13 protein-coding genes are annotated in these 14,778 nt (G+C 46.9%); 2 read left to right on the top strand and 11 right to left on the bottom strand.

Translation table 11 applies throughout. The annotated features are described in order from the left end of the window. Positions 1-85 precede the first annotated feature (85 nt). Positions 86-781, top strand: a complete 696-nt coding sequence (locus LSG37_RS18970) for a tellurite resistance TerB family protein (RefSeq protein ID WP_233081472.1) — start codon at positions 86-88, stop codon at positions 779-781. Between the two features lie 19 nt (positions 782-800). Here LSG37_RS18970 and LSG37_RS18965 read toward each other — a convergent pair whose 3' ends face one another. The 11 genes from LSG37_RS18965 to metB form a co-directional block, all read right to left on the bottom strand. After that, positions 801-1,478 (bottom strand): substrate-binding periplasmic protein, encoded by a 678-nt coding sequence (locus LSG37_RS18965; protein WP_233081471.1) that lies wholly within the window; start codon positions 1,476-1,478, stop codon positions 801-803. Between the two features lie 109 nt (positions 1,479-1,587). Further along, positions 1,588-2,967 (bottom strand): argininosuccinate lyase, encoded by a 1,380-nt coding sequence (argH, locus tag LSG37_RS18960; RefSeq protein ID WP_233081470.1) that lies wholly within the window; start codon positions 2,965-2,967, stop codon positions 1,588-1,590. Between the two features lie 66 nt (positions 2,968-3,033). After that, entirely contained in the window at positions 3,034-4,242 is a 1,209-nt protein-coding gene (locus LSG37_RS18955) for an argininosuccinate synthase (RefSeq protein WP_233081469.1), read from the bottom strand. A gap of 2 nt (positions 4,243-4,244) precedes the next feature. Next, on the bottom strand, positions 4,245-5,159 hold the full coding sequence (locus LSG37_RS18950) for an ornithine carbamoyltransferase (RefSeq protein WP_233081467.1): 915 nt from the start codon (positions 5,157-5,159) through the stop codon (positions 4,245-4,247). Between the two features lie 75 nt (positions 5,160-5,234). After that, positions 5,235-6,005 (bottom strand): acetylglutamate kinase, encoded by a 771-nt coding sequence (gene argB, locus LSG37_RS18945; protein ID WP_233081465.1) that lies wholly within the window; start codon positions 6,003-6,005, stop codon positions 5,235-5,237. After that, entirely contained in the window at positions 6,002-7,042 is a 1,041-nt protein-coding gene (gene argC / locus LSG37_RS18940; protein WP_233081463.1) for an N-acetyl-gamma-glutamyl-phosphate reductase, read from the bottom strand. The genes argB and argC overlap by 4 nt, the downstream gene beginning before the upstream one ends. 219 nt (positions 7,043-7,261) lie before the next feature. Beyond that, positions 7,262-9,016 carry a C4-dicarboxylic acid transporter DauA gene (gene dauA, locus LSG37_RS18935; RefSeq protein WP_233081461.1) on the bottom strand — a complete coding sequence of 585 codons (1,755 nt, stop codon included), beginning with the start codon at positions 9,014-9,016 and terminating at the stop codon, positions 7,262-7,264. Between the two features lie 77 nt (positions 9,017-9,093). After that, positions 9,094-9,627 carry an RNA 2',3'-cyclic phosphodiesterase gene (gene thpR / locus LSG37_RS18930; RefSeq protein ID WP_233081459.1) on the bottom strand — a complete coding sequence of 178 codons (534 nt, stop codon included), beginning with the start codon at positions 9,625-9,627 and terminating at the stop codon, positions 9,094-9,096. A gap of 13 nt (positions 9,628-9,640) precedes the next feature. Then, positions 9,641-10,543 (bottom strand): methylenetetrahydrofolate reductase, encoded by a 903-nt coding sequence (metF, locus tag LSG37_RS18925; protein ID WP_233081456.1) that lies wholly within the window; start codon positions 10,541-10,543, stop codon positions 9,641-9,643. A gap of 8 nt (positions 10,544-10,551) precedes the next feature. After that, on the bottom strand, positions 10,552-12,939 hold the full coding sequence (metL, locus tag LSG37_RS18920; RefSeq protein WP_233081454.1) for a bifunctional aspartate kinase/homoserine dehydrogenase II: 2,388 nt from the start codon (positions 12,937-12,939) through the stop codon (positions 10,552-10,554). Between the two features lie 5 nt (positions 12,940-12,944). Beyond that, complete coding sequence (gene metB, locus LSG37_RS18915) at positions 12,945-14,213, bottom strand: cystathionine gamma-synthase (protein ID WP_233081452.1); 1,269 nt, start codon at positions 14,211-14,213, stop codon at positions 12,945-12,947. Positions 14,214-14,424: 211 nt separating this feature from the next. Here metB and metJ point away from each other — a divergent pair, with 211 nt between their 5' ends. Beyond that, positions 14,425-14,760: a met regulon transcriptional regulator MetJ gene (metJ, locus tag LSG37_RS18910; protein WP_233081451.1), complete on the top strand. Its 336-nt coding sequence runs from the start codon at positions 14,425-14,427 to the stop codon at positions 14,758-14,760. The last annotated feature ends 18 nt before the right edge of the window (positions 14,761-14,778 follow it).

Here is a 14,778-nt window from a genome sequence, read left to right as displayed (position 1 = left end):
TTTATATCTGCTTACAACTACAACTGAATTTTCTGTGCTGAAACAAGTCTGATAAGAACTAACCATAATTCAAGGACTTCTATAAATGAATACTAAAGGCTTATTAGAGCAACTGCTGAAAGCAGGCTCAGATCTGATGCAACAAAAATCAGCCGCACAAAGCCCTCATCTATCTTCGGCAACGTCCTCCGCCAGCAAACTCATGTCAGGTTTTGGCGGTGGTGCTTTATCAGGTGGCGCTTTGGCTTTGCTGCTCGGTTCAAAACAAGGCCGCAGTCTGGGTGGGAAAGTCATTACTTATGGTGGTTTGGCTGCTTTGGGTGTGCTGGCTTATAAAGCCTATGGCAACTGGCAACAACAAAATAAAGGGACTGTGGATCAACATGAACCTCAGACAGTGGATCGTGTACCTGCAGCAGAAGCTGAGCAGCACAGTAACGCTATTTTAAAGGCACTGATCGGTGCAGCCAAAGCTGATGGTCATATAGATCAACAGGAACGCGAATTGATTGACAGCGAAATAGCGAAGCTGACTTCAGATCTAAGCCTGCAGCGCTGGTTTGATCAGGAAATGGCAAAGCCACTGGATCCGGCTGATATTGCTCAGGCAGCTACGACAGAAGAAATGGCAGCGGAGATGTATCTGGCTAGTTTATTGGTGATCAATGAGCAAAATTATATGGAAGGCGCTTATTTACAGGAGCTGGCACGTCAGCTCAAATTGCCGGTTGAACTCAAAGCTGAACTGGATTTTCAGGCCAAGCAGGCCCTTGCTCAATAACATCTAACCCTTAATCAGGCTATTTATCGGGCAACGCTGGCTTTGGAATTTGTTGCTGACAAGCCAGAATAGCCTGATTAATCGAATGAATATATTGTTTACCAAAAGCCTTGCTCAGATAAAAACCACCTGATGTGGTATTAAACACCTGCTGGCGGTAAAGCGGACTTTGCTCAGACAGCAATGCCTTTAATGACAAATCCGGCAGCAAGGCAGCATCCACTCTTCTGGCGTCCAGAGTCAGCAATTGCTTATCAAATTCTTCAACATAAACAACATTCAAATACCCCGCTTTTTCCAAATAACTGGCTTGTAGTGAACCACGTTTTACGGAGACAGAGATGGCCTTGTTTGTCAGATCAACTTTTGAGTCTGGCAAGGTTAACCATATATTACTCACTGTGACAAACTCGATAGACCGCACAGAGCTTTTATCACGCTCAGCATCAAACAACGCCGGGTAGACTAAATCCAGCTCTCCTGTTGCGACATGATGAAATAAGCGGATGTTAGGGTAACTTTTCCAGTCAAACTGCAACTGGCTTTGTTGCTCTATGCAGCGTAACAAAGAAGCATCATAACCTTTTGGCTCTGAGGCACCAGGTAAAGAAAAACTGAAATTCGTTGGATGGCCAGCTTTGACCACAGGTGTAGCATGCACTGATGCCACAAAACATAAAAAAAGCCACTTTTTCATCAGTGTCTGATCCACACAGTTTTTTTAAAGTATAGCCAAACAAAAATGGGGGCAGATCATATTGTTAACTGTTAACAAGGTGATCTGCCCCCATTTTCTGCCTCTTGAATTACAAGGCTTCGAACCAGAGTTTAGTAGCATCTAAGGCTTCTTTAACCCGATCAGGACTGGTACCAGCTAAAGAGGCGCGTTTTGCCAGACCTGCTTCAATGGTCAGGGCGGCAAAAACATCATCGCTGATTAAAGGCGATACCTGCTGCATTTCGGCTAAAGCTAAAGCTTCCAGCGGTTTTTGCTGCTTTGAAGCCACCAGCACCAGCTCACCGGATAACTCATGAGCGTCACGGAAGGCGATACCCTTACCCACCAGATAATCAGCCAGGTCGGTGGCGTTGCTATAGCCAAGCTCAGCAGCTAAACGGCAACGTTCTACATTAACCGATAAATGCGGTAGTACTGTCGCCAGCACCAGCAAACATTGTTGCCAGCTTGCCACTAAATCGAAAAAGCCCTGTTTGTCTTCCTGCATATCTTTGTTGTACGCCAAAGGCAAACCTTTGAGTACATGCAAAATAGCCACTAAATGACCCAGCACCCGGCCGGTTTTGCCACGTAATAATTCAAACACATCAGGGTTTTTCTTTTGTGGCATCAAAGACGAGCCGCTACTGATCGCATCTCCGAGCTTAAAGAACGCCGCTTCGCCTGAGCAGAAGAAAATCACATCTTCAGATAAGCGCGATAAATGCGTCATACACAAAGAAGCAGTAGCGGATAACTCCACCACATAATCCCGGTCGGACACTGCATCTAAACTATTAAGCGCGGCTGATTTAAAGCCTAAACGCTGGGCTAAAGCGGTGCGGTCAATTTGAATACCAGTGCCAGCTAAAGCGCCACAACCTAAAGGACAAACATCCATACGCTCTAAAGCATCGTCAATACGGCTTAAATCCCGTTTAAACATTTCGATGTAAGCCAAAGCCCAGTGACTGACCAGTACAGGCTGAGCCCGCTGCAGGTGAGTAAAGCCCGGCATCACAGCACCAAAATGCGCATCAGCAAAAGTAATCAATGCACCAATAGCGGTAATCAAAGTGCTGCGCACCTGAGTGGCATTTAGCTTAGTCCACAAACGTAAATCGGTGGCCACTAGGTCGTTACGGCTGCGGCCTGTGTGCAGCTTTTTCGCTACTGCACCAATTTTTTGCTGCAACTGAGCTTCCACCCAGCTATGAATATCTTCTTCCTGCGTCTGCAACGGTAGCTTAGGATTAGATTCTAAAGCTAAAGCTAAATCAGCCAGCGCATGATCCAGTTGCTCGGCTTCGGCTGCAGTAATAATGCCAGCTTCAAGCAAGCCTATGGTCCAGGCACGGGAGGCCTGAATATCCTGTTGCGCCAGCAGATAGTCAAAACTTAATGAGTCATTAAATTCACTGAACTCGGCCAGACTGGCTTCGGTAAACCGACCACCCCACATCGCCATGATAAATACCTCTTATCCAAATAGAATGGGCGGCTTGGTAGCCGCCCGAATAATTACGCCAGAAGCTTAACCTTTGCTATGCAAAGCGCGAATACGGCTGGCTAAGCTATACAGGCGGATAAAACCTGCAGCATCTTTTTGGTTGTACACTTCATCGCCATCAAAGGTCGCAAAGGCTTCAGAATACAAGCTGTTGGGTGAACGGCGTTGCGTCACTGTCACGTTGCCTTTGTACAGTTTGACCACTATGTCACCTGTCAGCTGGTCGGCCAAAGAAGTAGCAGCGGCTAACAAGGCATCTTTTAACGGCGTGAACCAACGGCCATCGTAAACCAGTTGAGCAAACTCTAAGCCCACTTCTTCACGGTATTTCAGTGAAGTACGGTCATACACCAGAGATTCCAAAGCACGTAAGGCCGCCACTAAAATAGTGCCGCCAGGAGTTTCGTAACAGCCACGGGATTTCATGCCCACTAAACGGTTTTCCACTATGTCGATACGGCCTATGCCATGCTCTGAACCAATAGCGTTCAGCACTTCAATGGCTTTGACAGGAGCTACAGCTTCACCGTTTAACTTGGTCAGTTCACCTTTTTCAAAACTTAACTGAATATGTTCGGCTTTATCCGGTGCCTGCTCTGGAGATTTAGTCCACATCCAAATTTGGTCTGATGGCTCATTCCACGGGTTTTCAATCTCACCACCTTCATGCGAGATATGCCATAAGTTGGCATCACGGCTGTAAATTTTGGTGGCAGAAGCTGTGGTTGGCACATTTTTCTCAGCCAGATAATTGAGCAGTGACTGACGTGAGTTAAATTGCCATTCACGCCATGGCGCTATGACTTTTAACTGCGGTGCTAAGGCCGCAAAAGCACCTTCAAAACGCACCTGATCATTACCTTTACCAGTACAACCGTGGCATAACGCATCAGCACCTAATTTCAGCGCCAGCTCAACCTGAGCACGGGCAATCACAGGGCGTGCCATAGAAGTACCCAGCAAATACTGGCCTTCATACACTGCACCTGTTTTTAAGGTAGGGTAAATCACTTCTTTGATCAGTTCTTCACGTAAATCAACCACGTAGCACGAGCTGGCACCTGACTTAATAGCTTTTTCTTCCACACCTGCCAGTTCTTCATCACCCTGACCTACGTTGGCAACAAAAGCTATCACTTCACAGTCATAGTTATCTTTTAACCAAGGCACAATGGCTGATGTGTCTAAACCACCTGAATAAGCTAACACTACTTTTTTGATACTCATGTCCAACCTCAACTAAATAAACTGACTAATACTGCATTCTGAGCGTGCATACGGTTTTCTGCCTGTTGCAACACTAAGGAATTATCACTGTCCAGCACTTCGCTGGTCACTTCATGCCCACGGTGTGCCGGCAGGCAGTGCATAAAATGTTTGATGGCTAAACGCTGCATCACAGCGGTATTGATTTGATAGGGCGCAAACAGGTTCTCGACCAGTTTAGGGTCGGCCTTAGCCCCCATCGACAACCAGGTGTCGGTGTAAATAGCATCCGCACCGGCAGCTGCGGACACATGCTGACTTAAGGTCAGTTTAGCGCCGCTTTTTTCTGCTATCGCCTGAGCTTTTAACAATACATGAGCATCAGGACCAAAGCCTTGTGGTGTGACCACAGTCAGCGTCATGCCCATAATGGCAGCGCCTAACATCAGCGAGTGGCAGACATTGTTACCGTCGCCGACAAAAGCCAGATGCACTTTGCTTAAGTCGCCATAATGCTCTTTTAACGTCAACAAATCGGCCAGAGCCTGACAAGGATGGTACAAATCGCTCAGTGCATTAATCACTGGTTTTTTGCTGCTTTGCGAAAGCAATACTAATGTTTTCTGAGAATAGACCCGCGCCACTATGGCATCACACCAACAGGCCAGATTACTGCCAAAATCTTCCACTGATTCGCGTACGCCCATAGCTCCGTTTTGCTGATCCAGATACACACTGTGACCACCTAATTTATTGATCCCTACATCAAAGCTGACGCGAGTTCGCAAAGAAGGTTTTTCAAACAACAAAGCAATACTTTTGCCTTTCAGCGCAGAGCTGTATTGCTCTGGATTTTGTTTGATCTGAAGCGCTAGCTCCAGCAGGTCGGATAATTGGTTCTGATCCAATTCAGCTAAACATAAAAGCTGGGTTAATTTACTCATAAAAACACACTGCATGTCCGCTAGGCGGCATCCTTATCGTTGCAACACACCCTTATGGTGTGTTTTGTTTCGGGATCAATACACGATGCAAGTACCTACTGCTTCTTGTTGCATCAACTTTAATAAATCGTCCGGATGCTGCCATCCTGCCACTGTAATATTACGTTTCAGTGCTTGGGCTGTTTCGAGCGCAGCATCCAGTTTTACTTTCATGCCCCCTTTAATCACACCATCTGTGACCAGTTGCTGAGCTTCTGCTGCAGTTAAGGTTGGGATAAGCTGCATATTGGCATCGAGAATACCAGGCACATCGGTCAGTAAGACCAATTGGCCCTGCACCAGCTGACAAATAGCAGCAGCTGCAATATCGGCATTCACATTCAGTAGCTGGCCATCGGCACTTAAACCAATAGAGCTGAATACAGGAGTAAAACCCTGGGCCAATAAGGTATTCAGCAGTAGTGGATTATTAGGTTTGGCAATACCAACAGCGCCTAATTTATGATTAATATCAAAAGCTAAACTGCCACCTGCCGCCAGACTTAACCCCACAGGATTTAAGCCCTGCAATGTCGCCCGAGCCACCATGTCAGCGTTGACTGCGCCATCTAAAGCACCGGAGATCACAGGCATTTGTTCTGCTGGAGATACCCGCTGGCCATCAATTTTTTCAGTGGTAAAACCAAATTTGGCCAGCCACTGATCCACCTGATCACCACCGCCATGCACCAGCACGATCGGATACTGAGTTTTCAACTGGGCACAAACTTTTAATAAGGCATCTAAAGCGGCCTGATCCTGTAATAAACGACCACCCATTTTAAGTACTAAAGGTGTCTGGCTCATTCTGCGGCTCCTGCAAATAAACCTGCAGTTTCAGGAGCACCAAATTTAATATTGGCCGCCTGCATCGCCTGAGCAGCAGCACCTTTGAGTAAGTTATCAATAGCGGACACAATCACCAGTTGCTCAGCATCCTGTTGCCAGTGGATATCACAAAATGGCGTACCTGCCACATCAGCCACATTGGGCGAATGTTTGACTAAACGTACTAATGGCTTAGCTGCATATGCTTGCTGGAAAGCTGCTGCCACTTGCTCTGCAGTAACGCCAGACTTTAACGTCACCACGCTGGTGGCCAGAATGCCACGTTTGAAGTTGCCTAAATGTGGCGTAAACACCACTTTGCGGCCTAAATTCTGTTCAATTTCAGGTCTGTGTCTGTGTTTAAAGAAGCCATAGGCATTCAGGCCGACTTCGCAAAACGACGTGCTTAATGCCGCTTTACGGCCCGCACCTGACACACCACTGGTGGCGTTGATCACAGGAATACAGCCATCAGCCACTAAACCTGCTTTTAACAAAGGCAATAAGGCCAGCGAACAGGCCGTTGGGTAACAACCTGGCACAGACACCAACTGTGGCAACGGCTTATCCAGCCACTCCATTAATGAATACACAGCTTGATCCAGCAGTTCTGGATGCTGATGCTCATAGCCATAATATTTAGGATACAAAGCCGGATCTTTTAAACGGAACGCGCCGGATAAATCAAACACGGCTATGCCTTTGGCCAGTAATAAAGGCGTAACAGCTTCACTGACTTCATGAGGTAAAGCTAAAAAAGCCACATCCAGTTTGTCAGCTAAGTCTTCCACTAGATCATCAGTCCAGGGCTGTACCAGGATATCCACAACGTTTTGATAACGTGGATATAAATTCGAAAAAGGTTCAGCAGCGCGGCCAGCGGATGCAAAAGCGTAACTCAACTCAAAATACGGATTCCGTGCCAACATAACGGCCAATTCGGCGCCGCTATAGCCGGCAGCACCTAAGACAGCGCTGCGCAGTTTGGTGGTAGGGGAAGTGGATTGAGTGGACATAGGTCGCTGAGTCTCCGAAAACAAAAATAATAAATTAAGGCCACGCCAAAAAAGTGTGGCCAGTGTAGTGGCTTCGCCATGCAGTTTCAAGAATTATTATGCTGAATTAGTGAATTTTTATTTTATTTAATTCATAAATTCAAACAAGCACCAGATCCACTGCAGAAAGACCACAGCTTAGACCAAAATGGCCCAAGGCAGAAGTCGAACTGACTTAAATCAAAGACCCACAGCTTCGCCCTGAGGATCGATATTCTGACCCGGCAGGCTATTCAGCGCATCAGCTAAGGTTGAATAAAAACTCAAAATACCAGGCAAAGGTTGCACCTTAGCTTTCGCCAGAGTTTTTAGCGGTTGAAAGGTTAAGTCTGTCACCAATAAATGAATGCCCTGCTTTTCAGCCAGGCTCACCAGTTTGGTAAAAGCAGAGAGTCCGCCGGCATCCATCAGCGTCACGGCATCCATCACTAAAATAGCGCCTTGCTGTTGCTTGAGTTTGACCGATAGCTCGCCAAAAACCCGCTCTGCTGCGGCAAAAAACAAAGGCCCACTGATCCGAAATGCTTTCCAGCCTTCCGGCAAAGGCTCAAGCAGGTATTTTCTGTTATGGCTGATATCCGCGACCCGGGTCATATCGGCCACTTGCTTCACAAAGAAAAAAGCGGCTATGACCATGCCACAGCTGATGGCAATAACCATATCAAACAGCACTGTAAAGCCAAAACAAATCAGGAAAATAATAATGTCGTTACGGGGCGCTGTTTTTAGAAGATGCACAGCTTTGGGCGCTTCACTCATATTCCAGGCGACAACCAATAACAAAGCAGCCATTGCCGCCATTGGCAAATAAGCCAATACAGGCGCCAGTACCAGTAAAGCCAATAACACCACCAGCGCATGGATCATGCCTGCGATAGGCGTCTGAGCTCCTGCACGCACATTAGCGGCAGAACGGGCTAAAGCAGCTGTTGCAGTAAAGCCGCCTAAAAATGGTGCCACTATATTGCCTATGCCCTGGCCCAATAATTCACTATTAGCGCTGTGTCTGCGCCCTGTCATACCATCCAAAACTACAGCGCACAGTAAAGATTCAATAGCGCCTAACATCGCCATTGCAAAAGCTGCTGCCAATAAGTCTTTCGCCATTTGAGTGCTAAATTGTAAAGCTTGCCCATCAGGGCCAGCCTGCAACCAGGGCCAGGTCAGTTCGGGTAACACAGCTGGAATACCCTGCCCTTGCGAGCCATCAGGCAACAGATAACTAAATCGACTACCTATGGTATCCAGCTCCAGCCCAAATTGAGCCAGCGCTAAGGCCAAGGCGGTTGCAATCACTATGGCAGGTAAATGCGGAGGTAAAGGCAGTTTTAGTTTTGGCCAGAGCCACATCACAGCTAAAGTGACAACAGCCACCAGCAAGGATGGCCAGTGCATGTCTGGTAAAGCGAAAGACAGTTGCTGTAGTTTTTCCAGATAATGTTCTGACAGCTTGTCTATAGGCAAACCAAATACATCTTTGATTTGCAAAGTGGCAATCACCACAGCAATACCGCTGGTAAAACCTAAAGTGACAGCCTCGGGAATATATTCAATAAAACGGCCAAAACGCATAGCGGCCATGATGATCAGCATCACACCGGACAGGATAGTCGCAAGCAGCAAGCCCGCCAGACCATAACTTTGCGCCACAGGGTACAAAATAACCACAAAAGCCGCGGTAGGCCCACTAATGCTGTAACGGGAACCGCCAGTCAGCGCTATCAGAAAACCTGCGATCACTGCTGTATACAAACCGTATTGCGGCGGCACACCACTGGCAATAGCCAGCGCCATCGCCAGAGGAATAGCAATAATACCTACGGTAATACCGGCCAGCAGATCTAACTTAAAAGCGCCAAAGCTATAGCCTTCAGCCAGACATTCCCGCAGCGCATGACCAATACGCAAAGAAAATAAATAAGAGCGGTGCGACATCTGAATCCGTCCAGTAGCAGAACACAAGCTGAGTGTAACTAAGTCTAGCTGCTAAGGTGTTGATCTAGTGTAAAGATTTAGCCCTTTGGGACTAAAGTATAAGTATGCACTGGCTGATAGCTTACGCCCTGCTCTGTGCTGATGGAGTGATATAAGGCAACTTCTGTGCAAAACAGGCGTAGAGGCGGCACTGCTAATGGAAAAGCGCCAGCAGACTGAAACTTACGCGCAAGGGTGACATGAGGCACAAAAAGTTCCGGCACTGGCATATTCAGAAAAGGCAAAGCCAGTTGCTGTAGCTGTTGCTGCACTGACATAAGAGCTTCGGGTGGTTGAGAGACGCCCAGATACAGCACTTTGGCCTGCCTGAACTGATTCAGCTCGTCAAAACAGAGTTCAAATGGAGGAAACTGGCGCAGCAGGTCAAGGCTTTGTGACCATAACTGCTGCTGCACTGTTAAAGGTTGCTGACCTAAAAATACCAATGTCAGATGCAGGTTGTTGACTGGGTGCCATTTGGCATCCTGACAAAAAGCCGCCTGCTGATAAGCATGCAGCAGCCGTTGTTGCTCCGGGCTGAACTTCAGACTGAGAAAGCATCTGTTGTTCATACTATGAATGACCTCAGGCAATGGCACTCTGCGGCCGCACGCCCAATAAATGGCAGATGGCATAACTCAATTCGCAGCGGTTTAAGGTGTAGAAGTGGAAATGATTCACTCCTTCACGGCTTAACACTTTGACCATATCCATAGCTATATTGGCAGCGACCAGATTACGGGTAGTTGCGTCCTGATCCAGCCCTTCATAGGCTTTATTCATCCAGCCTGGTATAGCCACGTTCGTCATAGTGGCAAATTTAGTCAGTTGCTGGAAATTAGTCACAGGCAAAATGCCCGGTACTATTTCCACATCAATACCAATAGCAGCGCAGCGATCACGGTAACGTAAGTACTTTTCCGGTTCAAAAAAGAACTGAGTAATAGCTCGGGAAGCTCCGGCATCCACTTTGCGTTTTAAGTTTAGTAAATCAAACTGAGCATTTGGCGATTCTGGGTGAACTTCAGGGTAAGCCGCCACTGAAATATCAAAGTCGGCCACTGAACGTAAAATCTCTACTAAATCCGCGGCATACAAAGCTGGTTTTTCTTTATTGCCTGGCGGTAAGTCACCACGCAAAGCGACAATATGACGAATACCATTGTCCCAGTAGTCTTTGGCAATACGCTCAAGTTCAGCACGGCTCGCATCAACGCAGGTTAAATGCGGTGCAGCTATTAAACCGGTGCGCTGTTTAATCGACTTAATAATGTCGTGTGTACGGTCGCGTTCGCCTGAGTTCGCACCATAAGTCACAGAGACAAAAGAAGGTGCCAAAGGCGCTAAACGTTCAATCGATTGCCATAAGGTGTTTTCCATCTGTTGTGTTTTTGGCGGAAAAAACTCAAAGCTGACGTTGACCTTGCCTGCGACATCCTGCAGGTTGCGGTTAATGGATTCTATATACTGTGCGCTGACAAAAGACATATTATTTCTCACTTCACCCAGGCTGCGGCCTGAGCCTGGCTATGTTTAGCTGCTTTGGCAGCGGCAATTTTTTGTTTGGCTAAAATGGCTAAGTCGGCATGAACACCACCAGCCGTCACCTGACGACCAGCGCCTGGGCCTTTTAATACCAAAGGATTCTGTTGATACCAGTCGGACTCAATGACAAAAATATTGTCACAAGGCAAAATGGCCGCCAGCGGATCGGTCTGCTCTACAGCCACTAAAGACACCTGCGCTTTGGCTTTGCCTGCAACTATCTTTAAATCGGCGACATAACGTAAGACTTTACCTGCAGCCTGAGCTTGTTGCTGTAGCTTAGCTAACTCCTGATCAAGCACTGTGCGCCCGGCCCAAAAGTCATCAATACTGCCAGCGCTTAACGAAGCAGGTAATAAAGGCTCCAATTCAATCTGATCAATATCCAAATCTAAATCCAGCTCGCGGGCCAGCACCAGCAATTTACGTTGTACGTCTTTACCCGATAAATCATCCCGTGGATCAGGTTCAGTTAAGCCTAATTGCTGTGCTTCTGACACAAAGTCGGAAAAGGCTTTGCTGCCATCAAATTTTGCCAGTAACCAGGACAAGGTACCGGAGAAAATACCGCTGATTCTATGCACTGTATCGCCGCTGCTTTTTAATTCCTGCAATAAACGTTGTACCGGTAAACCAGCACCTACAGTGGTATTGCTCAGCCACTGCACCTGCTGCTGTTCAGCCGCTTGTTTAATCTGCTGATACTGCGCCAGTGGCAAGGTCACACCTTGTTTATTGGCACTGATTAAATCTAAACCTGCGTTGATAAACTGCGGATAACGTTCGGCAAAAGCACGGCTTGGCGTTAAATCCACCAGCACTTTAGGTTCAGGTAACTGCGCAAGTGCCAGTTCCAGCTGAGCTTCAGTATAAGCAGGAGCCAAAGACAGCGCCTGCTGCCAGTTGTGAATATCAATTTTTTCAGCAAAAAGTGCCTGACGGGAATTAAATAAACCTGCAAGTTTTAAATCAATCTGACCAGCAAAGGCTTGTTGCTGCTTCGCCAATAAAGCTAAAAACTCAGCGCCCACATTGCCTGTGCCTGCCACTACAACATTCAGCTGCACTTGAGTCGGTAGTAATAGCTGGTGCAGCTCTGTCAGTTCCAAAGAGGTTAAAGCGCTTCGGAATAACCATAAAGCCAGCTGTTCGTCTTCAAAACTAAAAGCAGCTTGCTGACGGTCTAACCAACGCCCTGCCGCAGCATTGACTTGTTTTTGCTGACGGGCAGCAGGTTTCACCCAAACCACAGCATGAAAGGCTTGCGGATCCACTCGCGCAAATACCTGCTGGCCTGCAAGATAACTTAATAAAGTATCCACCTGATGGCTGGCGACTATCCATTGATTTGGAGCATTAGGTGCTGCAAAGACGGTAATTTGTAAGGCGGAAGCCACAGCTGCAGCAGTTAATTTGCAACTTGCAGGCACAGTCACTAATGCAGCTTGAGGTAAGTCAGTTAAAAACTGCACTTCAATAGCAGCTTGTTGGCTGACTTTGCAGCCAGGGTGATTCGGTTCAAAACTGCTACGTACTATTAAATCCGCAGGCGCATCCAATAAAGGACTTAAAGTTTTGGCATGCAACACCGGATTACCCAACTGAGCCAAAGTTAAAGCCTGTTGCCATGGCACCTGACGATAAGCCCGGGCTGAAGGTACTTTACGTGGGTCGGCACTGTAAATTGCATCCACATCAGTCCAGATATGAATAGCCTGGGCTTTGACTAAACGGCCTACAATAGTTGCTGAATAGTCACTGCCATTGCGGCCTAAAGTGATGCTGTTGCCTTGTAAATCACGGGCTATATAACCTGTTACTATTTTAATGCCACTAGTTTCAAAAGGTGCCAGCCATGAAGAGGACACTTCGTATTGCACTTCACTGCCGTCTAAACGTAAAAAATCACGGGCATCAATAGCAGTGGCGGTCAAACCTTGTTGATTGAGTAATGCCGCCAAGAGCTGACTGGATAAGCGCTCACCTATCGCCAGCACATCGTTAAACTGAGCTGTAGCTAAAAAGCCCGGCACTTCAGCGAACCAGCTTTGTACTTTAGTGATAAGCACAGCCGCGTTTTGTTCATTTAAAGTGCGCTGGATAAGTAAACCCAGCTTTTCAGTCAGTTGCTGTAACAGTGCTGCAAAAAGCTCTGGTTGTTCGCGGCTGTCGATTAAAGCCAATAACTCGTCCGTAGTGTCGCCAGGTGCTGATACCACGACCCAGGCTTGTGGCTCTTTTGCCATAATAGCGGCGACTGCAGAAAAACGCTCAGCGCTGGCTAAGCTGCTGCCGCCAAATTTATGCACTGTGTTTTGATTCTTCACTGTACTGCTCATAACATTCACCATAAAACACTAAGTGCCGGATTTAATCTGAATTGCTGCTGTTCAGTGCTAACTACTATTGCTGGCTCTGACTGAACTTTTTCTGTTGGGTTGTTGTGCTTTACCGCTGCATCGACTGCAGCAAAAGCCTGCGCCAGATCGGCTATTAAATCCTGGGCTTCTTCAATACCCACAGATAAGCGAATTAAGGTTGGGCCTATGCCAGCGGCTTTTTGTGTGGCTGCATCTAAAGAAGCATGAGTCATAGAACCAGGGTGGCAGATTAAGCTTTCAATGCCGCCTAAAGACTGGGCCAAAGTGAAACACTGCAAGGCTTCAAAAAACACTGATAGATAGGCTTCATCGGCAGCCAGATCAAAACTCAGCATGGAACCAAAGCCATGTTGCTGTGCTTTGGCAATGGCATGACCCGGATGATCTTTTAAGCCTGGGTAATAGACACGACCCACCAGTGGCTGTTTTTGCAGGAAATCTACCACCAGCTGTGCATTGTGCTGATGTTGTTTAATACGGGGTAATAAAGTACGCAGGCCACGTAAAGTCTGATAGGCATCAAAAGCGCCACCCGTCACACCTAAACAGTTCGCCCACCATTTCAGCTCATCACCCACAGCAGCGTCTTTGGCAATTAAAGCACCACCTATGATATCGCTGTGGCCATTAATAAATTTGGTTGTGGAATGAATCACTATATCAGCGCCCAAAGCTATAGGGTTTTGCAAAGCCGGTGATAAAAAAGTGTTGTCTACCACAAGCATCGCATTCAGTGTTTTAGCCAGCTCTGCTGTCGCTTTGACATCAGTAATTTGCAGCAGCGGATTGCTTGGGGTTTCAACCCAAATCATTTTTGGCTGCGCTGCTTTAATTTGTTCTGCCCAGTCGGCTTGCTGGAAATTCACCACAACCAGCTTAAAAGCTTTTTTGCGAGTGGCTAAATTCAGAAATAAACGATAACTGCCACCGTAACAATCATGTGGGATCACTAAAGTATCTTCCGGGCCAATCAGTTGCAGTGCCAATAAACAGGCTGACATGCCAGTGCCGGTAATTAAACCCTTAGCACCGCCTTCCAGCTCCGCCAAAGCATCACCTAATAAATCACGTGTTGGGTTATTCGAGCGCGAATAATCATATTTGCCGGGTTGTTTAAAGGCTTTGAGTTCATAAGTTGAGGTTAAATACAAAGGCGGCGTAACAGCACCATAAGCAGAGTCCTGCGCTATTCCGGCGCGGGCAGCTACTGTGGCTGAGTGTTGTTTGCTCATAAAAAACCTCAAATTTAGATGTTTAGACGTCTAAAAGTATACCCAGCAAAAATAAGAAGTCAAAACATTTAGACGTCTGTACTATTAAATCTTGCGCAGAGTTTGTACTCGGGAGTATAAAGAAGTAAAATTTCGTCCAATTACGTGTACGTGCGCGACAACGTAGCAAAGGTCAACAGACCATATAACTAAATTCAATCAAGGTATCCCTATGGCAAAGTGGAATGGTGAGTATGTTCACCCTTATGCGGAACACGGAAAGAAGTCCGAACAGGTGAAAAAGATTACAGTCTCTATCCCGTTGAACGTATTGAAAGTGTTAACAGATGAAAGAACCCGCCGCCAGGTCAACAACCTGCGTCATGCCACCAACAGCGAATTATTATGTGAAGCTTTTTTGCATGCGTTCACTGGCCAGCCTTTGCCGGCAGATGAAGATTTACGCAAAGACAATCCACATCAAATTCCGGTGGAAGTGCGTAACATTTTAACCAGTATGGGTAAGCCAATTCCTGTGATCCAGGAAGCGGATTCAGACGAAGATTAAGTGAAAATGGGGTCAGAT

The sequence above is a fragment of the Rheinheimera soli genome (genome assembly GCF_021290985.1).
GTDB classification, from domain to species: Bacteria; Pseudomonadota; Gammaproteobacteria; order Enterobacterales; family Alteromonadaceae; genus Pararheinheimera; species Pararheinheimera soli.
The sequence above is the reverse complement of the archived record's forward strand: the minus strand, read 5'-3'. Positions and strand labels throughout refer to the sequence as shown.

What these genes read in the sequence shown, in the direction of transcription:
- LSG37_RS18970 (WP_233081472.1), top strand. Translation starts at nt 86, where the DNA reads ATGAATACTAAAGGCTTATTAGAGCAACTGCTGAAAGCAGGCTCAGAT.
- LSG37_RS18965 (WP_233081471.1), bottom strand. Translation starts at nt 1,478, where the DNA reads ATGAAAAAGTGGCTTTTTTTATGTTTTGTGGCATCAGTGCATGCTACA.
- argH (WP_233081470.1), bottom strand. Translation starts at nt 2,967, where the DNA reads ATGGCGATGTGGGGTGGTCGGTTTACCGAAGCCAGTCTGGCCGAGTTC.
- LSG37_RS18950 (WP_233081467.1), bottom strand. Translation starts at nt 5,159, where the DNA reads ATGAGTAAATTAACCCAGCTTTTATGTTTAGCTGAATTGGATCAGAAC.
- argB (WP_233081465.1), bottom strand. Translation starts at nt 6,005, where the DNA reads ATGAGCCAGACACCTTTAGTACTTAAAATGGGTGGTCGTTTATTACAG.
- argC (WP_233081463.1), bottom strand. Translation starts at nt 7,042, where the DNA reads ATGTCCACTCAATCCACTTCCCCTACCACCAAACTGCGCAGCGCTGTC.
- dauA (WP_233081461.1), bottom strand. Translation starts at nt 9,016, where the DNA reads ATGTCGCACCGCTCTTATTTATTTTCTTTGCGTATTGGTCATGCGCTG.
- thpR (WP_233081459.1), bottom strand. Translation starts at nt 9,627, where the DNA reads ATGAACAACAGATGCTTTCTCAGTCTGAAGTTCAGCCCGGAGCAACAA.
- metF (WP_233081456.1), bottom strand. Translation starts at nt 10,543, where the DNA reads ATGTCTTTTGTCAGCGCACAGTATATAGAATCCATTAACCGCAACCTG.
- metL (WP_233081454.1), bottom strand. Translation starts at nt 12,939, where the DNA reads ATGAGCAGTACAGTGAAGAATCAAAACACAGTGCATAAATTTGGCGGC.
- metB (WP_233081452.1), bottom strand. Translation starts at nt 14,213, where the DNA reads ATGAGCAAACAACACTCAGCCACAGTAGCTGCCCGCGCCGGAATAGCG.
- metJ (WP_233081451.1), top strand. Translation starts at nt 14,425, where the DNA reads ATGGCAAAGTGGAATGGTGAGTATGTTCACCCTTATGCGGAACACGGA.